Here is a 22,873-nt window from a genome sequence, read left to right on the forward strand (position 1 = left end):
GCGCCGGGACCACGCGGGGATCATGCTGAGGCACTCGCGTTTCGAAGGTGATGATCTCAAAGCCTGCGCAGCAGCGTGAAGCGCGTCAGATCGGCCACGATCTGCCCCGAGATCTCGGTCACCTCGCTTCCGGCATCCGAGCGCTCGAAGAACCCGCGCAGGGCGGCGGCGAGGCTGGCATCGGCCTCTACGATCTCGGTGTTCAGGTGCAGCAGCCTCGGGCCCCATGCGCCCGCGAGGTGGCCAAGCCTTTCCAACATAGGTTTACTAGATTTGCTGTTTCGACCGCGCGGACGTAGCATTGCTCGCCGGAGCATCTGAGGGGGTGCCGCATGCTCAAGCACGATCGGATCGCGCGCTATATCTTCACCGTTTACGATCCAGCCGCTCCGGGCTTGCCGTGGCTCTCGGTCTGTATAGGACCAGACGGACGCGTCATGGGCGCCGAAGCCTTCGATAGGCTTGAGGATGCTCAGGCCAAGACGGCGGAGTGCGCTGAGAAGTTTCTCGGGGAGATCGAGAGCGACGAAACCCGACAGGTTGTTCGCACAGCCCCATTGCACTGAGCGGCCTTCGTTACTCCGCCGGATCGCTGAAGTGGAGAACGTCATCGCCGCCGTCGAGGCCGTCGCGGATGAATTGCCCGACTGAAAACGGCGGGCCGTCTGACCTTCACCGGCTCGGCACGCGTGCGGCGTAGACCCTGATTTCGGAGCGGCACGGCAGATGGCCGTGGCGAGACGCGCACGGCAACCGCTCAGTGCAGGTTCAGCGCCTTCAACGCCTTGCGCACCAGAACCTCGGCGCAGAGCTTGGCGATGAAGTGTGCGCAGCCCGGCAGTTGCTCGGCCTCTTCACGCAGGCAGCCCGAGCAGACGATGATCCGCGTGTTCGGCCAGCGCTCGGCGACCTGATGGGCGGGTCGCAACCATCAAACTGACCCGGCATGCGGCTGCTGGTGTAGAGCAGCGCCACGCCGTCGTTCGCCTCGAAACACGGAAGGTAATCGACACGGCTGCGGCTGATCCCGAGCGCCTTGGCCTGCTGAGCGGCGGGACGATCGTGCCCGCGATCGATTGTTGCTTTGCGCTCAGCGGACCGGCTTTGCCGAATGTGCCGGACAAAAAGTTGGTCAGCGTCAACTTACCGATCCTGGCGTGCCGCGCCTTCACGTCGATGACCGGTGTCGTCTCCGATCGGGGCGCGGCTGAAAACACACCGGCAGCCCCGTCCAGAAGCTGGGCTATCCAGGCTGTGATTGGGTTGGGGTGGGCATCGAAGTGCTGGGCCAATTCGGCCAGTCTCTTCTCGCCCGCAGGGCGGCCAGAACCACCTTCGCCAAGGCCGGGAGATGGTTCCGGCGGGCTCGCTTGCTCATCATCGCTCCTGACCCGCGGCCATCCTGGCCACGCATCAGGCAGAGATCCGACCCAGACTCGCCGCGCAGTTTCCCGAGCCACCTCTGAGCGCGCGTGCTGATCTGATCCGCTTTATGCATAAATTCACAAACATTAAAAATTGCGGGCCGTCTATTACAGGTTAGGTTAATCTGATATCGGTCCGATACCTTACGGAGTGTATCCTTCGGACTGGCCCCGGCCGCCCGATGAAAATTGCTTGAGCGCGCGATGGAATCGGCCGCCTTCACAAGAATAGCGCCGTTCCAATCGGGCGATGCCGCAGCCGCGACCTTGGGCCTGTCCGCCGCCGAGTTGAGCCTTGGTCTCTCTCACCCGATCTGCGAGCCTGAACGGCCAGCCCGGAAGTCGTCACCTATGCGACACGGGTGCCCGGCTGCCCCTCCCGGCGCGTGGATGCTCCCTGGAGGAAAATGATGGCACCCACGAAAATCATGCCCGTCGCGAATGCGGATAGAGCGATTGAGGCCAAGGCCGCCCAAGTAGGCGCCGACATTCTAGCCCAGTATCGACAACTCGCGATGAAGTTGCGTCAGAAAGGCTGGGATGAGGTCTCTGCGATGGGCGCCGCCTCTGACGCGAGCGAGCGCGCATCCCGCCGCTGCGCATTCCAACTCTACGGCACGGCGGCGTCCGAACTGGACGACATCATCGCGGACCTGCTCGACAGTCTGGACCGTCCGTTCATGGGGGCCGCGGAGCCTCCGATCCTGTTCGTCCTCGACGGCGGCAAGGCGGAAACTGCGAGTAGGGATGGGAATCGACGGTGACCGTTACTTCCCGCAGACAATCGCAGACCGGCTATCGCGGCCCGCGTGTTCCATACTGCCTCACTCCATGGCGGTGACTCGCATGCTCGTGAGCCGGATCGCCCCAGAAATCGACAATAGTTTTCCCTCTCGCGCAAGGCCAGTCTCACGATCGAGATCACGTAGGGCCGATCACGATCGCCTCTTAGTCCAGATTGGGCGCCCATGAAAAGCTTACATAGGCGCAAAAATGTCGGGAAAAAATAGAAACCTCTAGTTCGTGCAGCAGTTATCTACAGCATCGAATTCTTAATAGCCGCCCCGAATTTTACTCAGAGCGGCCGGGCGGCCGGGAGAACGCTCATGATGACTACGAAGATCAGACGGGTTGAATTCGCTCAAGCCGCACTCGACGCGTACATCCACGCCGAGGGGGCCGACCGACGCTGGATCGGCGGCCAGCCCGCCTGTGAGGTCGTGGACCTGGTCACCGATCTGCTGCTTCTCGCGAAGGTCAAGGGGCACGACCCCTGCTCGGTGCTCAGCAAGGCCAAGAGGCACTTGGAGGCGGAGGGAACAGAGCGCTGCTGACTTGCAGGTTCTGACCAGCTTTCTCCGAACGCGGTGAGCCAGAGATGACTCTCTGCGCGACGACATCGGCCTTGTAGCGCCAGCCACGCTCGTCTGGCTTGAGACTAGCGCGGAACCACGGCCCGACCTGCTCCAAGAGCCAGCGGCGAGGACGAGACGCTCGTCATCCTCGCGCCTGTCGATGACGCCATCGACCATCACGCCGGGCGGGATTCTCTCCTCATAGGTTCGCACGTTGTCGCCGATCGCGCCGTTCGGTGTCGGGGCTGTCCAGTTCGGCAAAGCGGGTAACCGGAATGCCGCGGCTATCGGCGCAGGTGTCGTCCATCTACAACTGAGAAGAGGTGAAACAGTATCCGGCCCGCGGGCAGGTCGGTCGGCTCTGGCCCAGCGTGGCATTGGATCGGCCCGCTATCGTCGTTATGAAGCCCAGGACTATATAAAATAAAATTAAATCGCAGCTTTCCGGCGCAAATAACCTATTTTTGGTAAAAATTCCTGCACTTCAAAATGGATATTCGGCCACTAAATAGGTTAAACGCTGATTGCTGCGGGCCGCCACGGGTTGTATCTCTCGGACCGGGTGTGGCCGCCCAGTGAAGATCTCTGGAGCGGACAATGACAGCAGCCGCTTCTCCGCCGACCGCACTGATCCGATCGGGTGATGCCGCTGTCCCAACCTTGAGCCTGTCCACCGCCGAGTTGAGCGACACACTCGACGCGACCGGCATCTGCATCTGGTCGCTCAATCTCGCCACGACCCAAGTCGCCTGCTCCGCCACCTGTGACAGCCTCTTCGGCCTTCCGCGCGAGCAACTGACCGACCTCGCCACCTTCCAGGCCCTGCTCCACCCCGACGACCGACAGCCGAGGGCCGACGCGATCGAGGAGGTTCGCCGTCACGGTGGGGCCTACGAAGTGGACTATCGGATCATCCGCCCCGATGGGCAGATCCGCTGGTTGCGCTCGCGGGGCCGCGTGCAAGTGGACGAGCAGGGATGCCCCGTTCGTCATCGCGGCGTCGTCTTCAGCATCCATGCGCAGAAGCAAGCCGAGGCGGACCTGCGGGCCCGCGAGGCGCATCTGCAATCGATCCTCGACACCGTGCCGGAGGGCATGATCGTCATCGACGAGCAGGGCACGATCCGCGCGTTCAGCACCGCGGCCGAGCGCATTTTTCAGTGTTCGGCAGCCGAGGTCATCGGCCAGAACATCACCCTGCTCATGCCCGAGCCGGACCGGGACCGGCACGACGCTCATTTAACCGGCGGCCGAGAGACGGGGCTGCTCCGGGGTATCGGTACGACGCGGATTACGACGGGTCGGCGGTGCGATGGCACGATCTTCCCAGTGGAGCTTTCCCTCGGCGAGATGCGCTCGGGCGATCAGGTGTTCCTCACCGGCTTCGTCAACGATCTGACCGAGCAGCAGAAGACCCAGGCACGGCTTCAGGAACTCCAGTCCGAACTCGTCCACATCTCGCGCCTGAGCACTGTGGGCGAGATGGTCTCGGCGCTCTCCCACGAGTTGAACCAGCCGCTCAGCGCCGTCACCAACTACACCAAGGGCTGCCGCCGCCTTCTGGATCAGGCCGACTTGGCCGTGCTCCCGAAGGTCAGGGAGGTCCTCGACAAGACCGCAGACCAAGCCCTCCGGGCCGGGCAGATCATCCGCCGACTGCGGGAGTTCATCGGACGCGGCGAGACGGAGAAGCGGATCGAGCCTGTCGCTCAGATCATCGAAGAAGCCGCAGCCCTGGCCCTGATCGGCGCGCGCGAGCAGGGCGTCGTGGTGCATGTCAACCTCGACCCGCACTCCGGAAGTGTTCTCGCCGACCGCGTGCAGATCCAGCAGATCCTGACCAACCTGATCCGCAACGCGCGCGAGGCCATGCAGGAGTCGCGGCGGCGCGAGGTGTCGATCACGGCCACCCGGAGCGCAGAGCGGGTCGAGATTGCGGTGGCCGACACGGGCACCGGCATCTCGGACGAGGTGGCGAGCCGGTTGTTCCAGCCGTTCGTGACCACCAAGGCGACCGGCATGGGCGTTGGCCTGTCGATCTGCCGGACCATCGCCGAGGCACACGGAGGACAACTGGTGGTAGAGCGCAACGGCGATGGTGGGGCCACCTTCCGCCTGACCTTACCGGATGCGGATGAGGAGCAGTTGACCGATGACGCGTAGCCTCATCCACGTGGTAGACGACGACCCTGCCATGCGGGACTCGCTCGGCTTCCTGCTCGACGCCGCCGGGTTTGAAGTCGCGCTGTACGAGGGCGCGGCGAGCCTGCTCGACCGGCTCTTGAAGCCCGCGCGGGGATGTATCCTGACCGACATTCGCATGCCCGGCCATGACGGGCTGGAACTGCTGCGCCGCCTCTGGGCGGACGGTCACACCCTGCCCGTGGTGATGATGACGGGACACGCCGACATCTCGCTCGCGGTGGAGACGATGAAGCTCGGGGCGTGCGACTTCATCGAAAAGCCGTTCAAGGATGAAGTGCTGCTGCACGCGTTGCGCTCCGCACTGGAGCGCGGCTGCGTGACCGAGACGGTTGATCCGATCCTTCAGGAGTTCGCCCGACGCGTCGCCACGCTGAGCGAGCGCGAGCGGCAGGTTCTGGATCATCTGGTTGCTGGCGGGACGAGCAAGGGAATCGGCCGCGCCCTCGACATCAGTCATCGCACCGTCGAGATCTACCGGGCGAAGCTCATGGCCAAGACGCAGGCGGCCAGCCTGTCCGAGTTGGTGCGCTGGACGGTTCTGGCCGGTCTCAGGCAGGCTTGATCCACCTCAACGATAGGGAACCGAGGAAGCGGCAGCGTGAATTGTCGGGCGGTGAAGTCAGCCGGTCCGGCCTGTCAATGCGCCATGTTTTCTGAGGCAGCCTCATGCCGATCTTCATGGTGGACGATGACGCAGCGAGCCTGAGTTCGACGCGGTTCATGCTGGAAGCTGAGGGCTATCGGGTCGCCGCCTTCGAGAGCGGCGGCCACCTGCTCGCCGCGTTCCCAGAAGCGAAGCCGTGCTGCATCGTGATCGACTACGTGCTGCCGGACATGACGGGGTTGGATGCCTCGGAGCGCCTGCGAGCCCTGGGTGTGACCGCCCCCATGATCATCATCACGGGCCACCCGAGCCCCATGATCCGCGAGAAAGTGCAGAAGGCTGGCCTGCCTTTGGTCGAGAAGCCCCTCGTGAACGAATTGCTCAGCGCCATTGAAGCGGTGGGGCCGCTGCGTTGATGAGTGGACGGTGGCAGCCGTTGGCGAACAGCACTAAGGCCAGCAGCGTCATCGCCGAAGCTCCGCAATCCTCTCCAACGCGGCTTCGGCCTTCAGATACCGTCGATGAGCCTCTTCTCAGTGACGTGGATGCCGATCAGGGTGAAGAGCGGCTCGGTAGGCTCGCCTTGCCGCCGAGACCAGGAAGTCCGGGGCACGCGGGTGCAGGCCAACTTGCCGGTAGGTTCGCTCCTCCTGTTTCCTGGTGCGCCCCGGAGTTCGAGCGCGTCCGTGCCAGATATGCCTCAGGCAGACTGCTCAACTCAGGTATGTTGAGTGTGCGGCGGGATGCTAGCCTAGAGGAGACGTACCTTCTTAGTGAGCGGAAGTCCTTGAGAACCACCGTTCACAACTGTCGCACGTATCCATCGCAATACCTTGTCTTTGCCGCAGCGGCGGTAGTGTCCACGGCGTTCATGCCCTGCTACGCTCCTTTTAATTTCTTCTGTTGGACTGACCTGCCTCCGCGGTGAAGTAGCAAGGAGGTCCGGGTCGGTCGTCAAATATATTACTGGCTGAGTAGGTGGCAGAGGACCTCGATGCGTCGAGTCGTTCGCCATTGCACGACCTTGGTTGAGGCGCTTCAGATCGTCGGAGATGTGCAGATCGCCATATTTAATGACTTCTTCGCTTCCATAGTGCATCATTAGCAGAATTATCAGAAGCAGCCCTGAAAGATGCGCGTAGACAGGGCCTCTACCATCGTCGTCGAAGAATTCTTTAAGAATCGTGGGCGAGGTGGCTATGAAGGTCTTGGGTGCAACCATGGCTCGGTTACCGATCACCCAGCGATTGATATTCGGTATGAATGAATAAACCTCGGCATGATAGAGATATGTGGCCCCTTCCGGAACAAGATTGTGCTTCGACAGTGATGAAAATACATACTGATCGGTTTCATCTATCTCCGCCGAAAACTTTACAATAGAATTTAGTCCATCGAATTGGCATATTAGCGCAAATTCTGGGTGCGGGGGCTGAAATTCTCCTGACCGCGCGTATGCTTGCGCAAGTGCTATCAGTTCCCGCCATTTCGGAACCAAGGAGGGTGCAACTGCGCGCACATCGTAAGACGGAATATCCCAGCGTTGATCACTCAAGTGATCGTTCACGATGCGATCCTCAACCGGACTCTGCCGCCCTGGCAGAACTTGAATGACCCGTTTGCGCCGTTGAGCTTCAACCAGTTCATGATACGGGGACAGGGTCATAGTGGCTGCTCGTCTGCTCAATAGCTAAGCGGGCGTAGTCCTGCAGTCTTATCGACAACAATCAGGCATTATTCTTACATGGTCAGAATAATTAGCCGTATTCGCCTGACTGATGCCGTCTACGTTTGGTGCTTTTGGCGCATCGAGGCGCGCATGTCAATCCTTATCTTCTGTTTGGTTGAATACGCCCTTCGAACGCTGGGTCGAATATTTTCGTCAACGAAAAACTAACGACTGGTATTCGTAGCGATAGACGAGGGAGGGGCTCCTCGACGACACCGTCAGCCGGATGAGCACCTGCAAGTCTTAGACGTGGTAGCAGACGTGCTCGGGCTGCCCTCGTCTGTCGAACGAATTTTGAGCAAGTCACTGAATGTGTTGATATAATCCGACGTGCGCCGCGGCCGTTCCGGGTCGTCGAACGGCTGGTGGACGGCTGACGCTGATGTCGTCGTCGGCGAAGCGCCGCCACTGGTATTGGTCCATGTTGAGGACCAAGTTGACGGACGTGGTGGACCAGGATGACCATGCCAAGCTCGGAACGATCCGGGACCGTTGCCAGTCACGAATACCGAGCCGTTGAGCGGACGGGGGAGGCGCAGCGTCGTCATCGTTGTCGTCATGGTCTTCGAGATCTTGGCGGGCGGTCCGAAGACACGCTCAACCAGTCCGTGACGCAGCGTGACAACCTCGCTCACCGGCCTATGGATGAACGCGATCTCGAACGCTTCGGAGGCAGCCGCATGGCGGATACTCACGCTCGCGTGAGTACATGTCGATCTGCATCAGAGACGAGCAACCGAGGGAGGATCGGTGAATTGCGCGGCATCGGTTCCTCGCACGTCGCGTTCTGGGGCTCGCACCACCTCGTCGGAACCGAGACAGCGCAGATTTCGTCACGTGCAGGATGGAACCGTTTGTGCGTGTCAGGACGCGCCGACGCCCCCATCAACACCGCATCAGTCTCGGCCTTCAAATTCGGTGCTTCTGGCAGGACAACGCGCAACTGTTAGCGTGAGTCGGTAGGTGCTCGTCCGTCAGACCACCTATCCCAACACCGGGCGAAGATCGTCGTCTACCTCGACTATCTCGGTTACCCAGCCTGCTTCATCCGGCGTCAGCAGGCTGTCGGCTCCGAGTAGCCGCGCGGTCGCGAGCACCGCCTCCCGATCGGCGGGCGCGTGAGCCAGGAGGGCGACGCCGCACGTGGCTAGCTTCTCGCGCACAACCTGGGCTCGCTCGGTCCGCACGACGCAGTTGTTGGCCGCGTAAAGGTTCTCCAGCAGCCACCCCTTCGTGGTTCGACGCAGTTCCGCGATGACGCCGGGCTCGCCGGTCGCCGCAGGCCGGTACTCGACGAATAGGTAGGAGCCCAAAATCACTTCGTTGATCTTGTCGGCGAGGCAGTTGCCGTATCGGCGTCCGGCGTCGGCCAATGCGGCCCCACTATCAAGGACGATGAGCGTCGGATCCCCGCGGGTATCGAGGGTGCACGGAACCTTGTCGAAGCGCGCGGCCCACGCCTTGATGAGTTCCCCGCGATGCGAGCCCGGCTTGATCTGCCCGAGGGACGCGCGGATCGCGTCGTCTGTAGCACCCGTACACCGGGCCCGCACGTAGGCCAGCGCTTGCTGCAAGACCGCGACCTGTTCGACCTCGTAGATCGTGGAGACCAGAGCCGGGTGGAGGAGAAGTGGGTCGAGGACACTCACTACCGCGATCTGCGCACCCAGGAGGTTCCCGCTGATTTGCCCCAGGACCTTGGCGCGCCGCCGATCGGCCGGATCCCCCGAGCAGAAGAGCCGGACGAGTTCGAGGTAGGCAGGCGGCTCGCCAATGGGAGCCGACCCAAGTCGGCCCAGAGTGCCGAGGAGGCCGTCAGGCGGTGCGCCGAACACCGCTTGCACCAGATTGCGCGGACGGCGCAGCGCAAGGAGCGCATGGCCGACAACAGCAGCGCTCTCCGGATCTCGAAACTCCGGTGCGAACTCTGAGCGCCGGAAGCGGCGAGCAATCTCTTCGGTTCCTAGTGCCTCGATGGCCGCGAGGACTAGGAACACGGCCTGTCGCCTCTGGGCGCCGAAGCAGAAGGTCGCCGCGAGCAGTCCGGGGCAGTCGCGATCAAGTTCGATGACGCGAACGAGCGCCCAGCCGGTAAATGGCGTTGGCGCGCGGGCAGTCCTCGATACCAGTCCGGTGATGCCATCGTGAGAGCAAGAGACCAAGGGCGTGCTCCGCATCGCCGTGGTCGTGCGCTCCTGCGCCTCACCCGTTTCGACTACCAAGAAACTGTACCACGGAAGCCGCGGGCCGCAAGGGTTCCTGTTGGCAAATGCATGAATGGTTGAGGCCGGTCGCGAAGTTGCCGAGCACCTACCGGTCTTCTGTGTTATGCATCATCATCTATGACGATGCAGAGTTCCTCGAATGATGACATAGACGCTGCGGCGATCCTGACCGGGATCTGGAGGAGGAATGCTCTGCGGCGCGACGCGGGACTTCCGCTCTGGCCGGTGCGGCAGACGTTTGAACGCGAACTGGGGCAGGCGCGCTGGCGGGCTCACGTTGAGCAAAACTACGAGATCACTCGGGCGCGGGTTCTCGACGAGCTTCGAGCGCGCCATGGCGAAGGGTTCCCGAACTCGGTGAGTGGACGTTGGGTCGTTGAGGCCAGGGTCTCGCAGGCGTTGAGCGCCTCGTTTCAGCCTTCCTGACAGCCACAGACTCCATCTCACAGGAGGATCCTGTGGTGCTGGGCAGGGACTTGTCGGCCGCCTTTCAAAGGAACTGCAAGATCCCGTTTAGTCGTTACAGAAAAGCCGCGCGGGTTTCCCGATCGCCTTCACGAGGCCCACGTCACGTTGAGGAGAGCGTGTGACGTGCCTACGTTGCCGAGCAATTCGAGACCTGCGTTCGGGCACAATGGCCAACACCGCCAACTGTGGCTTCAACGGTGAAGGTGGTTGCACGCGATGAGTCACCAGTCCTGGGTGTTGCGGCAGCGTGAACGCTGGGACCGCGTCCGGTCCAGCCCGCCTGTTCGAATCCTGACGGATCCCGCTCACCCCATTCGCCTCGCCATCGCTGTAGTGCTGCTCGCCGTCCTGTTGGGCCTCGGGACGCTGATCGTGCCGCGTGTCGCGATGAGCGTCGCGCTCCTGCGGGCGCAGGACGACCCGGCCCAACTCGCCGAACTCCGTCTTCCAGCCGGGGCGACCACAGATCGGATAAACTCTGAGATCGATGACGCACTGCGTCTGGGCGATGGTGATCTAGCCGCCAGCTTTCTCGACCTCGCCGACGCTCAGGGCGTCAGGATTGATCCCGAGCGGCGCAGGCGCGCCGAGGCGACGAGTGGCGCCCTGGGACAGGGTGCCGGGAAGGACTTCACTGACGGGTTCGCGTCCGGCAATTCCAATTCCTGGTTCGGCACCGCGGGCTCGTTCGCGGCCGATCTCGTCGGCGTCGGGGATTTCCGCGATCTCTGGCAGGAGGGCAACAAGCTGTACCGAGGTGAGTCCTACGACACCTTCGTTCTCGGCCTGTCCACGGCGGGCGTCGCACTGACCGGCATCACGGTGGCTTCGCTGCTCCCGAGCGGCGGGACAAGTGCCGCCGCCAAGGTTCCAGTTGGGAAGGGGCTGGATCTTCTGAAGGGCGCCAGAAAGGCCGGTCTCCTATCGCGCGAGTTGGTCGAGAAGCTGATCGGGATGACTCGTGAGGCCGTTAACCCGGTCTTCCTCAAGGAAGCGGTGGCCGATGTCCGCGCCCTCGACCTCTCGGCGGCACGCCGGGCCGCGCAAGCGTCGATCCGGCCAGACGCCTTGCAGACCCTGACGCGTCTCAGCGAGGATACCCTTGCCCTCGAAGCGCGCCTTGGCCAGCGCGCAGCCGCGCAGGCGCTGAACTTGGCGCGAGATGCGGCGGAGATGAGCAAGATCCGCCGTTTAGCTGAGGGGACGGGTCGGCGGACCCGCGCCGTCCTCAAAGTGCTCGGCCCGGCCGCCTTCCTGCTCGGCAGCATCGTCTCGTTTCTATGGCAAGCAGTCTGGTTGGCCATAGCGTGGGCATTCACCGCCGCCCTCTTGGCCCGCCGCATCGGGCTGATGATCGGCCGACTGGCTTGGAGGCCTCGGGGAAACCGAACGGAAGCTCATATGCCTGGACACAGAACGGCCACTTGATGGACTGGCCGCGTGAAAATCTGCCGCGGATCCGGATCGATCGCCCGTGGAAGCGTCTGTTGCTGCCGGGTCTCCCTGGTCGCCGACGCACGGCCGTTCCGGATCCATGCGAGCGGTTCTGGTGCGACCGGCCGGACCATCCTGTCGGCCCCTTGCAGAGGAGCGAGATCCCGCAGTCCGTTGCCTCCACGTTGGCGGTGACTATCGACGCGCTCTGACGCTCAGGGACGGTTCCCCGCTCTTCGCCTCGATGCCGCTCGCTACCATGGGTGCAATTGACCACCCGAGATCGTCCTGCTGACCGTCGCCGACGTTCACCCCACCGTGGTCACGACCATCAAGAACCCGCACGGATCCGTTCGCCACGGTTCCTCGACGGCCGAGCACTTCAGGCCCCCTTTGACCCTCGCGCGCTGATGCCGCTCGCCGCGTACTGGAGATCCTGCGCGCCAACGGTTTCCTGACGCTCGCGCCGACCTCCCGGCCCGGATCCGCGCCTCGGTAACGTTTGCGCGGGGGGTGAGGCTGTTGTTGCACGGGGATCCGCTGCCTCGCATCGTAGCTGGTGACGTTCGAGATCTCGTCGTCCGGGTACTCGACGGTCCGGTTCCCGATGTTGCGCATCCTCTACACGACCGATGCGTACCTGTATCTAAAACCCTCTCGATTTCAGCCCTCATTTTCCCTTCGGTGGACCGTCTTGATCACGGTGTTCCGCAACCATCTGGTTCTGGGACGGGGTGAAGCGGGTCGGGCTTGGCCGAGGCATGGATCCGTGAGAATCTGGAGGGGATGAAGCGGGTCGCCTTTTACGTTCGGGTCTCCACGGCCGATGGCCAGACAACGGAGAACCAGACCCGCGCGCTGCACGAGGTCGCCGCCCGATCAGGGTGGAACGTCACGGCGATCTTCGGTGACGACGGCATCTCCGGGTCCAAGGGCCGGGATCGCAGGCCAGGGCTGGACGCGATGCTCAAGGCGGTGACTCGACGCGAGGTCGATCTCGTGGCGGCCTGGAGCGTCGATCGGCTTGGACGATCCCTGCCGGATCTCATCAACCTGTTGGGCGAACTCCAGGGACGCGGCGTCGATCTCTTCCTGCACCAGCAAGCCCTCGACACGAGCACGCCGGGCGGGCGGATGATGTTCCAGATGCTCGGCGTGTTCGCGGAGTTCGAGCGGTCGCTGATCCGCTCGCGCGTGATGGCCGGGCTCGAACGGACCAGGGCCAAGGGGACTCGCCTGGGTCGGCCACCGCTGGAAGCCGGGAGGGCCGAGGCGATCCGGGCGCTGCTGGCGGCTGGGGTTGGCATCCGAGAGACGGCGCGCCGGACCGGCGTCGGCGCCTCGACCGTGCAGCGCGTGCATGCGGCGATGATCGCCTCCCAGGATCAGGAGATGATCACCGCCGCGGCGTGATGAGCGGGTGGAACTACAGCACACGCAGCAGCACACCGCCCACCGAGGCTCTACCGATTGAAGAACTTCTCGAAGGCGTCGGGATAGGTGCGCTCGAAGAATCGCCAGTCATCCCGCAGGTCGAAGATGATGCCGATCTCGTTATGATGCCAGTGCATCCTCCACCTGTGGCGCATGCCGCGAGCCGAACGGTTAGCATGGTCGCGCATCAACATGACCACCCGGTCGATCTGGTAATCATCCATCTCGGTCGTGGAATAAAAACAGGAATAGGACATTGTAACAAACGGATCCATGTCGGCCCAACGCCGACAAGATCAAGGTACATCACTGGAGCGGCGGACGCATTATTCTTGTGAACTTCTATAGACGGTCCGAAGATCATCCTCGGACCGTCGCCGTCGTTCAGCCCATCAGGATCAGTTCCACCAGTGGTTCGACCGGGCGGATCCGCCCGCCAGGGTTCCACGACGGCCGAGGCTCTTCAGGATGTCCTTGATCTCGTTCCGGCGCTCGCGGGTCGAGTTGCCGTAGGCGGCCTCCTCCCAAAGCCTGTCCCGGATCTCGCCCAGGCCGAGGCCAGCCCGCTGAAGGGCCGCAGCCAAGCTGAAGAAGGCCGCATGCCCCGAGCCGCGCGGGGTCATCCGCCAGTCCTGGACCGCCTTCTCGATCAGGGTCGCGCGACGATCGGCACCGAGGTGTTCGTCCCGAGCCGCCATGGCATCGCGGACCGCCTGGAGCTTGGCGCTGACCTGACGCTTCTCGGCGACCGGCTCGGACGCCTGCGCGGAGACGATCGCGGGCACCGGCAGGGCGACGACCTTCTCCGACCGCACCGGCTCAGGCTCGGGCCGCAGGTCGAGGATGCAGTGCTCGATCCAGTCGTGCAGGTCGAGCGGCCCGCGCTTCGGATCGTCCTCGCCGTAGTCGATGAAGAACGAGTCCTTCGGGTCCTGAGCCTGGACGGGCAGGTAGAACAGCGCGGCGCCGTTGAACTTGCCCTCATCGAAGCCATGGCAGAGGCCCGGCTTGGCGCCCGAGCGCTTGGCCTGCTTCTCCAACTGGCGCTTGCCCCAGTACCCCGCCCGGTTCAGCACCTTCTGGATCTGCCCCATGATCAGCGCCAGCACGTCGAGCGAGTAGGCGTAGGTCGTCGGGATGAACGCGCGCCAGCGCGGCGCCGCAGCCGTGGACGAGGCCGTGTTCCAGACCACGATGCGCAGGTACGGGAACAGGTCGGCGAAGGCGGCGTGGGTCAGGTCGCCGCCGTCGTTGTCGAGCCAGATGCCGCGCAGGTGGGTGATGTTGTTCAGCCCGCGGCCCTTGTCGGCCGCCTTCGACGGATCGAAGTGGGCCGGGGAGAACAGGCCCGCTTCCTCCTTGAGCACCCGCCGGGTGTGCAGGTCGCGCAGTTCCGCGATGAAGCCGTCGTCGTCGTAGTGGACGAAGTGCTCGAACGGCATCGAGTCGTACTTCGACAGGTAGGCCGTGCCGCACGTCATAGCCGAAGCCGCAGGCAACGGCGTGACGTAATCCCCTCCCTTAGAAGGGATATCGTCACGCACGAACTCGCGCATCTCACCCCGGACCTGCTCGGCAAGGAGCGGGTAGCTCGCACGGATGAACGAGGTCCCGTTGATCAGATCGAGTTGCGCGAGGTGCCTGCTCTTCTGCTCGGCCCGGTGCGCCCTGTTCTTGGCCGCGTTGTCGGCGTGCTGGCGCGGGCGCCCGGCCTTGCCCTTGCTCGGCAGGGCTCCGAGGCCCGGCAGCGGCATCACCGCGGCGCCGGGGAACAGGTCCGCCAACCACTCGGCCGTGTCCCGATCCATGACGACGACCCGCTTGGGCGTCGTGTCGGCCGGGTTGCGGATCGAGCAGCGCATCACCGCCTGATAGACCGCGGTCCGGTAGCAGCCGGTGCGCAACTCCTCGTCCGAGACGCCGCGCGCGCCCATGAAGTGGAAGTGCGCGGGCGGGGGGTTGAGGGCGGAGAGCACCACGACGTTGTGGTAGCCCTGGTAGGAGTTCAGCCCGTGCGGCGTATTAGGCAGGCGCTCGGCCCCGGCCAGCCCAAAGAAGCCGTCGCCCAAGTCTTTGTTGCCCATCCAGACGAAGGGCTCGGCGCCGACCAGGGTAGCGATGGCCTGCCGGATCCGCTCCAGGACCCGCGTCTCCGCCCCGGACGCATCCTTCACGGCACGGTCGCGGAAGCGCTTCGACCACCCCTCGTGGCTGGCGAAGTAGATGGTGATCCGGTCACCGTGCTCGTGCTCGGTGTAGCGCAGGTGCTTGCGCAGGGCCTCGCCCACCGGCTTCATCTCGACGCCCTGGGCCGACCACAGCCGGTACAGAGTCGTCTCCGTCATGCAGGCGGAGGCGATGGTGGCCGAGGCGAATCCCTGCACGATCGAGGGCCTCAGCAGCGAGTAGGTGACGAGGGAGGCGGCGGTCTTCTGACCGCGGCGCAGGCGCTCGAACTCGGTCTGCTTCGCGTAGACATCCCAGTCCTCGGACTCGATCCGGTGGGCGAGCGACCCGAGGACGGCATAGAGAGCGTCGCCGTACTGGTTGCGGGCGATCTTATCGAGGCTCATCAGGCGACCTCCTCGATCGTGGCCCGATCCGCGATGAACGGGTCGAGGCGACCGTAGACCGGCCCCTCGGGCAGGAAGTCGAGGTGGGGCAGGAGCAAGTGCCCCGTCTCCGGCAGCGGCAGGTCCTCGAACACGTCCACCTGCGGGACCTCGTCCATGATGAGGTGCCAGTCCGCCTTCCGGTGCAGGTAGGGCGCGCGCATCAGGGCGGCGTGGGTGATGAGCAGGATCTCACCCTGGCCCGGCTCGGCATCCTGGAAGTGGCCAACGATCGTCCCGACCGGCGAGGCGCCGCGGAGGACCGTGCCGCCGTGGATGGCGCGGCAGGGATAGGTCGGGTCGAGGGGCAGAAGCTCGTCGGCGAGGGTCTTGTCGATGAGGTGCCGGGTCGGCTGGACGATGAGGGCCTTGAGGTCGCGCCGGGCGAGCCGGTCGGCATGGCGGGCCAGCGCCCGCGTCTTGCCCGCGCCCGCCAGCGCGTCGAAGTAATAGATGGTCACGTGCAATCCCTTCAATGAAAAACCCGCGAGGGGTGGCGGCACCTCGCGGGTCATGGGATTGCGAACGCCTGCGACAGCGCCCCGAGCAGAATATTGCTCGGTCGGTGTATTTATCGCCGCAGGCTTGCGCCGTCCCCCGCCAGGGGCCTGAGCGCCGAATGCGCTCTGGGACTACTTATCCCAGGCCACCCCGACCGGGGTCAATTTATTCGTACTCCCTGCCTCATCAACGACGACTGCTCGATCGACGCTGGCCGCCTCACGGAGGCGAAGCTTGACGGCCGCCAGCACAGTGCTACCTCAACAGCGGGAAGCGAGATCGTTGGTGTAGAAGGGGAATTGGCCGCTGTCGGCTCATCCCTCCGTCTCCGCCAGATTTATCCTTTATGTCAGCAATTTAGCCGGCATTAGGCCGGGAGCCGAATTCTCTCGGACGTGCCGGCAGTTTGCGCTGACCGCATACCCGAGCTGAGCGCCGGAGACGCGCCTGCCCGAATTTACGGGCCATTCTCGCGCCGCCGTCTCGCTTTAACCCTTCGCCAGTACCACCGTCTCGGCCTGCGCTCCTGGCAGATTACCCCTGGAGCGTCTCTGGGCCTATGAAACGTCACGGCCACGCGGTGCCGAATGGCGGCACGAACGTCACGAGGCCCCGCAGGGCCTCGTCCGTCTCAATCGCGTCGGATGATGATGTGAGGGGAAGGCGGAGTGTTCGAGCGAGTCGATCGAGCGGGAGGCTCAGGCCATTGCCAGGGTCGCGCGCTGCTCGGCCCAGTCCAGTGGCAGGCGCGTGTCCCGCATCAGCCGCACCGCGTTCAGCTCGGGCGGATGCGCGCCCGCGATCAGCCGGGCCGTGATGTCGGGGGCGAGATAGCTCAGCCGCAGCAACCGCGTGGTGTACGAGCGCGTCAGACCCTCGGCCCGCGCCACCTCGTCGATCGACAACGGCGTGTCACCGGTTAGCCGCTCGCGGATGCGGTGCGCCCGACCGAGTAGCCGGCCCAGGCTCGCGTCCGGATCAGGGCCCGCCGCCTCGCCCGGCAGCATCAAGCGCATCTCCATGCCGACACGCTTCAACCCCACCGGCAGCACCAGCCGCAGCGGCAACTCGGCTGCGGTCGGGCCGTCTGTCTCCTCTCGCTTACCCACGCCGAGCCGATGCAGCAGGGCAGCGCCGTCGATCGCGATCTCGATCCGCTCCGCGTGCACGTCGATGCGGGTGAGGACGGTCTGCAGGAACTGCCGCTGCTGCGGCTGCGGTAGCTTCGGCCACTCCGCCGCCAGCCGCGCGGCTGCCACTACCATCGCGTGCTGCTCGGGAGCGGATCGCCCGCGCGCGAGATCCTGTAGCGCGTTCGCGTCCGTGAGCAGCGCGCGCAGGCGGTCCGTCACCGCCGCCTCGAGCTTGGCCGCCGGGATGCGCTGACCAGCGCGTGTCGGCCCATCACCGGCCGCCTCGGAACTCGCATCCGCCCCTCTCGCGTCGTGTGGCTTGTCCTTGTCAGCACCGGCCGGCCGGTAATGAGGCGCCGCGAGACGTAGTACCGGTAGCGCACGCCGCGCTTGTTGGTGTGCGTCGGTGTCAGCCGCTCGCCAGCGGCGTCGTAGATCAGCCCGGCCAGCAGGCTCGGCGCCTCCGCCCGCACGCCCTCATCGCGCTCGACCCGGTTCTGCGCCAGGATCGCCTGCGCCTCGGCAAACAGCTCGGCATCCACGATCGCCGCGTGCTCGCCAGGAAAGGTCTCGCCCTTGTGCACGACCTCGCCGCGGTAGAGCCGGTTGGCCAGCATCGCGTACAACGCGCCCCGCCCGAGCGGCTGGCCACCGAAGGTTCCCCCGTCAGCCGCGCGCCGCGCCTTGCTGTGGATGCCGGCCTGCGCCAGCTCGGCCGCTAAAAGCCGCACCGAGCGCAGGCAGCAGTACCGGCGGAAGATCAGTCGCACCGTCTCGGCCTCGGCCTCGTTCACGACGAGCTTGCGTTCGGCCACGTCGTAGCCGAGCGGCGGCAGGCCGCCCATCCACATGCCCTTGCGCTTGCTCGCAGCGATCTTGTCGCGGATGCGCTCGCCGGTGACCTCGCGCTCGAACTGCGCGAAGGATAAGAGCACGTTCAGGGTCAGCCGGCCCATGCTGCTGGTGGTGTCGAACGCCTGCGTCACCGACACGAACGAGGCGCCGCGGCGGTCGAGCACCTCGACGATCTTGGCAAAGTCCGAGAGTGCGCGGGTGAGACGGTCGACCTTGTAGACCACCACCACGTCGATCCGGCCTGCCTCGACATCGGCGAGTAGGCGCTTGAGGGCGGGCCGCTCCATGGTGCCGCCGGAGTACCCGCCGTCGTCGTAGAGGACGGGCATGAGCTGCCAGCCCTTGTGGCGCTGACTGGTAATGTAGGCGGCGCAAGCCTCGCGCTGGGCATCGAGCGAGTTAAAGCTCTGCTCCAGGCCCTCCTCGCTGGACTTGCGGGTGTAGACGGCGCAGCGCAGTCGCGGTTGGCCAGTGCGAGGGGGAGCTGCCGGTTTCGGCTTAGCCATGGCGTGCGGCTCCTCTGGTTCCGGTCAGTCCGAAGAAGCGTGGCCCGGACCAGTGCGCGCCGGTAATGGCGCTGGCGACGTGGCTGAGTGAGCGGTAGCGCTGGCCGTCATGCTCGAAGCCGTCTGCTGTGACGGTGACTACGTGGGTACGCCCGCCCCACTCGCGGACGAGACGCGCGCCCGGCGAGAGCGTGACTGGCCGACGCGCGGGAGCGGCCGCGTCGGTGTGCGGCGTGTCAGCGTCGGTACCCGCTTCCGCCAAGTCGCGCAGGCGGCGCTGCGTAGCTTTGGTCAGGCCGCCGTGGGTGAGTTCCTGGGCGCGGTGGGCGAGGGCGCGCAGGAGCAGGTCGCGGCTGATCAGCGGGGCGTGGTGCGGAAGAGGCGGCGCCACTCGGCTCGCAGCTCGACCGTGCTGAGGCTCGGCAGCATGGCCAGAGCCGATGCGAGATTGCTGCTCATCGCGCTGCTTCCTTGGTCGCGGGCTCGACGGCGGGCAACGTTACAGGGTCGGTAGCGATGTGGTAGCGAGTTGGCGCGCCCGTGGCGCGTATGGTTTTGAGAGCGTAGCCGCGCTTGCGCAGCCCGGTGAGCGCGGCGCGGGTGGTATGGGGCAGCCAATTCAGAACCGTGATGAGTTCGTCGATGCTGGCGCCGTCCGGGCGTGCGAGCATGGCAACGAGGCAGTCGAGCTTTGAGCCGGGCCGTGGGGAGCGGACCACGGACAGCTGAGGCTGCGCGACCAACTGTACTTGGCGGGCGGCGGAAGTGACGTGGGCGAGGCCGGCTCGCGACAGGACGGGGCCGGCGGGTCGGCGTCCCGAATTATTGCCTGCGGCGCTGTCAGCGATCAGGCCGCGGCGGCGCAGGGCCTGAAGGGCGGAGCGATAGGTCGGCGGCTTGATGTCCTCGGGCCGGACGAGCCGGTGTTCGGGATGACTGACGGCGGCGGCGAGGACGAGGTGCTGGATCGGGCTGAGCGTTTCGGATTTGGACTTGCAAGGCATGGGACGATCCGGTCTCGGCGGCAGCATGGCGCTGTCACTGAGCGGACCCCGCGAGTGGCTGTGGGCCAGCGGGGTTGGATCGGGCTGCGGATCATCAGCCTGTCACGCCCACAGCAATGCGTGCTTTGCCGGCACAGTCCAGGGTAGGCCCCGCGTGTCGCCGATCGAATTCGGCCCTGCTCGTAGCAATCCACTGCTCACATTCTGCCGGAACCTGCTGACCCTATGCGGACCTTTAAGCCACTACCGACCAGGGGCCGCAGGGAGTGGTGAGCCGCCATTGGGCCACTGTCAGAAAGCCGACATTCGGCTTTGCGCCTGTGTACGCCGCACAGCAGGCCCTAACCGCAGCCCGGAGGCGGACACAGTAACGGTGTACGCGAGGGGCCCACGCGAGTGTTGTGGCCGCTCACCCAAGGTACATATGTGCCGAGGCCAAAAGGCCTCGAACTTCACGAGTAAGACGCTAGACCTCTCAACCGCGCTGACCCAGCTGAAGCGGGGCATCGATTCACGCGCGGGGAAAAGGAGCAAGGCGTATGCAGATCTTCGAGATCCTGCTCGGCTTGCTCGCAGCCAGTGTCGTCTTGGCCCTAGTCGCCCGTCACATGCACCTGCCCCTGGCCGTGGCGCTGGTGCTCGGCGGTATGGTGCTCGCCTTCGTCCCAGGCCTGCCGTCCGTCACCCTCGACCCACAGCTCGCCCTCGTCCTGTTCCTGCCACCGCTGCTCCAGGCGAGCGCCTACCGGACCGATTGGCCGGCCTTCCGCTTCAACCTGCGCCCCATCCTGTTCCTCGCGCTCGGCGCCGTCCTGTTCACGGCCGCAGCCGTCGCCGTCACAGCGAAAGTCTTGGTTCCTGAACTGCCCTGGGCGGCAGCCGTCGCGCTGGGCGCCATCGTCGCCCCGCCGGACGCGGTCGCTGCCGCATCGGTGCTGAAAGACTTCAGCATCCCCAAGCGGCTCGTCGTCATCCTGGAAGGCGAGAGCCTGCTCAATGATGCCTCCTCGCTCGTCCTCTACCGCTTCGCTGTAGCCGCGACGCTGGCCGGTGAGGTCTCGTTCGGCCAAGCCTCGCTGTCCTTCCTGTTCGCCGCAGCTGGGGGCACTCTGATCGGCTACCTCCTGGGTCGCCTCGCAATGTGGATCTTCACCCACCTTGAGGACACGCTGCTCGACATCCTCGTTTCGTTTCTCGCGAGCTTTGCGGCCTACATCGCTGCGGAGCAGGTTCACGCCTCGGGCGTCCTCGGGGCCGTGACCTGCGGTCTCGTGCTTGGGCAGCAGCAGCATACAGCGTTCACTGCCCGTACCCGGCTGGAAATGGGGGCGGTCTGGAGCTTCGTCGAGTTTGTGCTGACCGCCTTGGTCTTTGTGCTGATCGGCCTTCAGCTGCAGAGCATCTTGGAGCGCCTCGGACGGTATGATCCTTGGCATCTCGCTGCGCTCGGTCTGGCGGTTTCGGCCACCCTCATCATCAGCCGGTTCGTCTGGGTGTTTCCGGCCCTTTGGCTGCCTCGTGCCGTCTCTCGCAGCCTGCGTGAAAGAGACCCGATGCCGCCCTGGAGCCATGCCACGGTGCTGTCCTGGGCAGGCATGCGGGGCGTCGTGAGCCTCGCTGCCGCCTTGGCACTCCCGGCCAACTTTCCCGGGCGCGACGTCATCCTGTTCTTGGCCTTTTGCGCCATCCTCGCCACTTTGATCATTCAGGGCACCACGCTCGGTCTACTGATCCGCCGCTTGCGCCTGAGCGAGCCCGCGAGCGGACCTGCCAATCCAGCGGTCACGCCGCAGGCAATCAGCGCTCGCAGCGCCGCCGCCGTGGCGGCGATGAAAGCCGTCACAAAGAAGCTCGACGAGCTTGATCCGGAGCAGGCCGCGGCCGCGGAGGATCTCCTTCGTGAACTGCGCCGGCGAGCCAAACGGGTCGCCGAGGCCAGTAAGTGGGCGGAAACAGGTGCCGATCGAATTACTGCACGGCAGAGGCTGCGGCTTACGGCCATTGAGGCGGCTCGTACGAAGCTCCTAGCCGATCATAGAGACGGATTGGAGCACGAGGAGATGGCCGCGCTGATGGCCGAACTCGACTTAGAGGAGCAGCAGATCAGGGTCACGATGGGCGAACGGTCGTGAGGGGCACGCGCCCGAACAGCCCCGCCAGCACGGGGAAGGACACCACCGCCACCGGCTGTAGATTTAGCGCCGCATCGGCCACACGCGCTTAATGTCTTCTTTGCACAGAACTCGACCGCCCTGAACTTTTCGGATCCAGCCGCCTTCACGCATGACTTGCGACACCGGACGGGCATGGCATCGAGTGCGTGGCAGCGCGAGAACCAGCCCGTTGAAATAGCTTGGCTTCATCGCGGCCTCTGGCTGTCCCTTTTTAACAAACGCGGCGCTGACGGGATGTCGCATTTCCGGCAGTCGGGTTCCTGCTAGGCCGGCCCGATCTGCGGCCGTGCCTCCAGATCCGGCGCACCTCATTTCAACCTCACCGTCCCATTCGATCAAGCGCGAATACCAACTTCGCGTCAGTTTATAACAAGAGTGTACAGCACCGGCTTTTCCTCGAAGAGATCTCGTATCTGCGAACGTCGTGACTGTGCTTTTGTTGAAAATGCGTCGAGGGTGAGTAACATGAATATTCTTCCGATGGGCAATTTCACGAAAGTTGATGTCAGTCTTTGTAAAACACTTCCGATATTACGCAAAAAAGATACCAGATCATGCGCGGTACGACTCTAGAAATTTTCAATTGTTTCCCGAATATTGTAATTTTGTCTAATAATATACCCGGTATAAATTTAGATTTAGAGCATTCGGTATAATGTGTGCCTATCAAAGGGAGAAGCCCGTGCAAAATCCGCGAGTCGCCGAAGTGGCTACGACGGGGGGTAGCTGGGTGCGAGAGGTGCTAACGTTCTTGGTTTTAGCGGTCCTGATCTGGCCATTCATCGCGGTCGGCGTCGTCGCCGCCTGGGGCTTCCTCGTCTGGATGTATTACGCGTTCACCGGTCCCCCGGGGCCCATCTAGGAGAAAGTGATGGCGCGTGAACAAGCGTCTTGGTCCCGACGGGACCTGCTGGGCGGCCGTCAAACCACTGGTCTCGGTGCAGGTGGCGAACACCATGTCAGCGGGCTGGTGGTCCACGCTCGACCCGAGCAGCTAGCTGCGGTGCTGGCCTCGCTTAGGGCAATACCGGGCCTAGACGTGCACGGGGACAGCCCAGTCGGGAAGATTGTCGCCACCCTGGAGACCCCGACCGAGGACGACGTCGTGCGGCGGCTGGGCGAGATCGGGGAGCTTCCCGGCGTCCTCTCCACCGCGCTCGTCTACCACCGCTTCGACTGAGGCGCGCCAGCCGGCGACGCCCCCGTACCC

General features: G+C 64.4%; 21 protein-coding genes and 1 pseudogene. 10 read left to right on the plus strand and 12 right to left on the minus strand.

What is annotated here, in order from left to right:
* Positions 1-56 precede the first annotated feature (56 nt).
* From ACYCO6_RS30165 to ACYCO6_RS30175, 3 genes and pseudogenes are all read right to left on the minus strand, one after another.
* Positions 57-611 carry a hypothetical protein gene (locus ACYCO6_RS30165; protein WP_459766252.1) on the minus strand — a complete coding sequence of 185 codons (555 nt, stop codon included), beginning with the start codon at positions 609-611 and terminating at the stop codon, positions 57-59.
* Between the two features lie 146 nt (positions 612-757).
* Positions 758-928, minus strand: coding sequence for a hypothetical protein (locus tag ACYCO6_RS30170; RefSeq protein ID WP_459773890.1), 171 nt, complete (start codon positions 926-928; stop codon positions 758-760).
* Between the two features lie 68 nt (positions 929-996).
* A pseudogene (locus ACYCO6_RS30175) lies at positions 997-1,378 on the minus strand (transposase); the annotation flags it as partial.
* Between the two features lie 453 nt (positions 1,379-1,831).
* Here ACYCO6_RS30175 and ACYCO6_RS30180 point away from each other — a divergent pair.
* The 5 genes from ACYCO6_RS30180 (at position 1,832) to ACYCO6_RS30200 (ending at position 6,004) form a co-directional block, all read left to right on the plus strand.
* On the plus strand, positions 1,832-2,188 hold the full coding sequence (locus tag ACYCO6_RS30180) for a hypothetical protein (protein WP_459766254.1): 357 nt from the start codon (positions 1,832-1,834) through the stop codon (positions 2,186-2,188).
* A 342-nt stretch (positions 2,189-2,530) separates the two neighbouring features.
* Positions 2,531-2,758, plus strand: a complete 228-nt coding sequence (locus ACYCO6_RS30185) for a hypothetical protein (RefSeq protein ID WP_459766256.1) — start codon at positions 2,531-2,533, stop codon at positions 2,756-2,758.
* Positions 2,759-3,376: 618 nt separating this feature from the next.
* On the plus strand, positions 3,377-4,942 hold the full coding sequence (locus ACYCO6_RS30190; protein WP_459766258.1) for a PAS domain-containing sensor histidine kinase: 1,566 nt from the start codon (positions 3,377-3,379) through the stop codon (positions 4,940-4,942).
* Entirely contained in the window at positions 4,932-5,546 is a 615-nt protein-coding gene (gene fixJ, locus ACYCO6_RS30195) for a response regulator FixJ (protein WP_459766260.1), read from the plus strand. The genes ACYCO6_RS30190 and fixJ overlap by 11 nt, the downstream gene beginning before the upstream one ends.
* Positions 5,547-5,650: 104 nt before the next feature.
* Positions 5,651-6,004, plus strand: a complete 354-nt coding sequence (locus ACYCO6_RS30200) for a response regulator transcription factor (protein WP_459766262.1) — start codon at positions 5,651-5,653, stop codon at positions 6,002-6,004.
* 335 nt (positions 6,005-6,339) lie between these two features.
* On the opposite strand, the gene ACYCO6_RS30205 is transcribed toward ACYCO6_RS30200, so the two are convergent.
* Complete coding sequence (locus ACYCO6_RS30205) at positions 6,340-7,254, minus strand: hypothetical protein (protein WP_459766264.1); 915 nt, start codon at positions 7,252-7,254, stop codon at positions 6,340-6,342.
* A gap of 1,046 nt (positions 7,255-8,300) precedes the next feature.
* A complete protein-coding gene (locus ACYCO6_RS30210) occupies positions 8,301-9,494 on the minus strand; it encodes a hypothetical protein (RefSeq protein WP_459766266.1) in 1,194 nt (397 codons plus the stop codon).
* Between the two features lie 732 nt (positions 9,495-10,226).
* Between ACYCO6_RS30210 and ACYCO6_RS30215 the strand changes: the two genes are divergently transcribed.
* Both ACYCO6_RS30215 and ACYCO6_RS30220 read left to right on the plus strand, forming a co-directional pair.
* Positions 10,227-11,438: an SRPBCC family protein gene (locus ACYCO6_RS30215; protein ID WP_459766268.1), complete on the plus strand. Its 1,212-nt coding sequence runs from the start codon at positions 10,227-10,229 to the stop codon at positions 11,436-11,438.
* Between the two features lie 792 nt (positions 11,439-12,230).
* Positions 12,231-12,857, plus strand: coding sequence for a recombinase family protein (locus ACYCO6_RS30220; protein ID WP_459766270.1), 627 nt, complete (start codon positions 12,231-12,233; stop codon positions 12,855-12,857).
* 50 nt (positions 12,858-12,907) lie between these two features.
* Here the strand turns inward: ACYCO6_RS30220 and ACYCO6_RS30225 are convergent, their stop codons facing one another.
* From ACYCO6_RS30225 to ACYCO6_RS30255, 7 genes are all read right to left on the minus strand, one after another.
* A complete protein-coding gene (locus ACYCO6_RS30225; protein ID WP_459766272.1) occupies positions 12,908-13,102 on the minus strand; it encodes a hypothetical protein in 195 nt (64 codons plus the stop codon).
* Positions 13,103-13,276: 174 nt separating this feature from the next.
* Positions 13,277-15,451: a hypothetical protein gene (locus tag ACYCO6_RS30230; protein WP_459766274.1), complete on the minus strand. Its 2,175-nt coding sequence runs from the start codon at positions 15,449-15,451 to the stop codon at positions 13,277-13,279.
* A complete protein-coding gene (locus tag ACYCO6_RS30235; RefSeq protein ID WP_459766276.1) occupies positions 15,451-15,951 on the minus strand; it encodes a hypothetical protein in 501 nt (166 codons plus the stop codon). Before ACYCO6_RS30235 ends, ACYCO6_RS30230 begins: the two co-directional genes overlap by 1 nt.
* A gap of 738 nt (positions 15,952-16,689) precedes the next feature.
* Entirely contained in the window at positions 16,690-17,343 is a 654-nt protein-coding gene (locus ACYCO6_RS30240; protein ID WP_459766278.1) for a hypothetical protein, read from the minus strand.
* Positions 17,340-18,485, minus strand: a complete 1,146-nt coding sequence (locus ACYCO6_RS30245; RefSeq protein ID WP_459766280.1) for a recombinase family protein — start codon at positions 18,483-18,485, stop codon at positions 17,340-17,342. Before ACYCO6_RS30245 ends, ACYCO6_RS30240 begins: the two co-directional genes overlap by 4 nt.
* Positions 18,478-18,876, minus strand: coding sequence for a DUF2924 domain-containing protein (locus ACYCO6_RS30250; RefSeq protein WP_459766282.1), 399 nt, complete (start codon positions 18,874-18,876; stop codon positions 18,478-18,480). The genes ACYCO6_RS30245 and ACYCO6_RS30250 overlap by 8 nt, the downstream gene beginning before the upstream one ends.
* 64 nt (positions 18,877-18,940) lie before the next feature.
* The gene (locus ACYCO6_RS30255; protein ID WP_459766284.1) at positions 18,941-19,489 is read right to left on the minus strand and encodes a DUF3489 domain-containing protein; all 549 of its coding nucleotides are present in this window, start codon (positions 19,487-19,489) and stop codon (positions 18,941-18,943) included.
* A 539-nt stretch (positions 19,490-20,028) separates the two neighbouring features.
* On the opposite strand from ACYCO6_RS30255, the gene ACYCO6_RS30260 reads away from it, so the two are divergent.
* The 3 genes from ACYCO6_RS30260 to ACYCO6_RS30270 all read left to right on the plus strand — a co-directional run bounded on the left by ACYCO6_RS30260 (position 20,029) and on the right by ACYCO6_RS30270 (position 22,843).
* Positions 20,029-21,621: a Na+/H+ antiporter gene (locus ACYCO6_RS30260; protein WP_459766286.1), complete on the plus strand. Its 1,593-nt coding sequence runs from the start codon at positions 20,029-20,031 to the stop codon at positions 21,619-21,621.
* Positions 21,622-22,402: 781 nt separating this feature from the next.
* Positions 22,403-22,525, plus strand: a complete 123-nt coding sequence (locus ACYCO6_RS30265) for a periplasmic nitrate reductase, NapE protein (protein ID WP_459766288.1) — start codon at positions 22,403-22,405, stop codon at positions 22,523-22,525.
* Between the two features lie 9 nt (positions 22,526-22,534).
* Complete coding sequence (locus ACYCO6_RS30270) at positions 22,535-22,843, plus strand: chaperone NapD (protein WP_459766290.1); 309 nt, start codon at positions 22,535-22,537, stop codon at positions 22,841-22,843.
* Positions 22,844-22,873 lie beyond the last annotated feature (30 nt).

Source organism: Methylobacterium sp. CM6257 (assembly GCF_054611515.1).

Excerpts from the sequence above, each read along its gene's own strand:
- ACYCO6_RS30165 (WP_459766252.1), bottom strand. The coding sequence starts at position 611 with ATGACGTTCTCCACTTCAGCGATCCGGCGGAGTAACGAAGGCCGCTCA.
- ACYCO6_RS30180 (WP_459766254.1), top strand. The coding sequence starts at position 1,832 with ATGATGGCACCCACGAAAATCATGCCCGTCGCGAATGCGGATAGAGCG.
- ACYCO6_RS30185 (WP_459766256.1), top strand. The coding sequence starts at position 2,531 with ATGATGACTACGAAGATCAGACGGGTTGAATTCGCTCAAGCCGCACTC.
- ACYCO6_RS30190 (WP_459766258.1), top strand. The coding sequence starts at position 3,377 with ATGACAGCAGCCGCTTCTCCGCCGACCGCACTGATCCGATCGGGTGAT.
- fixJ (WP_459766260.1), top strand. The coding sequence starts at position 4,932 with ATGACGCGTAGCCTCATCCACGTGGTAGACGACGACCCTGCCATGCGG.
- ACYCO6_RS30200 (WP_459766262.1), top strand. The coding sequence starts at position 5,651 with ATGCCGATCTTCATGGTGGACGATGACGCAGCGAGCCTGAGTTCGACG.
- ACYCO6_RS30205 (WP_459766264.1), bottom strand. The coding sequence starts at position 7,254 with ATGACCCTGTCCCCGTATCATGAACTGGTTGAAGCTCAACGGCGCAAA.
- ACYCO6_RS30210 (WP_459766266.1), bottom strand. The coding sequence starts at position 9,494 with ATGCGGAGCACGCCCTTGGTCTCTTGCTCTCACGATGGCATCACCGGA.
- ACYCO6_RS30215 (WP_459766268.1), top strand. The coding sequence starts at position 10,227 with ATGAGTCACCAGTCCTGGGTGTTGCGGCAGCGTGAACGCTGGGACCGC.
- ACYCO6_RS30220 (WP_459766270.1), top strand. The coding sequence starts at position 12,231 with ATGAAGCGGGTCGCCTTTTACGTTCGGGTCTCCACGGCCGATGGCCAG.
- ACYCO6_RS30225 (WP_459766272.1), bottom strand. The coding sequence starts at position 13,102 with ATGGATGATTACCAGATCGACCGGGTGGTCATGTTGATGCGCGACCAT.
- ACYCO6_RS30230 (WP_459766274.1), bottom strand. The coding sequence starts at position 15,451 with ATGAGCCTCGATAAGATCGCCCGCAACCAGTACGGCGACGCTCTCTAT.
- ACYCO6_RS30245 (WP_459766280.1), bottom strand. The coding sequence starts at position 18,485 with ATGGCTAAGCCGAAACCGGCAGCTCCCCCTCGCACTGGCCAACCGCGA.
- ACYCO6_RS30255 (WP_459766284.1), bottom strand. The coding sequence starts at position 19,489 with ATGCCTTGCAAGTCCAAATCCGAAACGCTCAGCCCGATCCAGCACCTC.
- ACYCO6_RS30260 (WP_459766286.1), top strand. The coding sequence starts at position 20,029 with ATGCAGATCTTCGAGATCCTGCTCGGCTTGCTCGCAGCCAGTGTCGTC.
- ACYCO6_RS30270 (WP_459766290.1), top strand. The coding sequence starts at position 22,535 with ATGGCGCGTGAACAAGCGTCTTGGTCCCGACGGGACCTGCTGGGCGGC.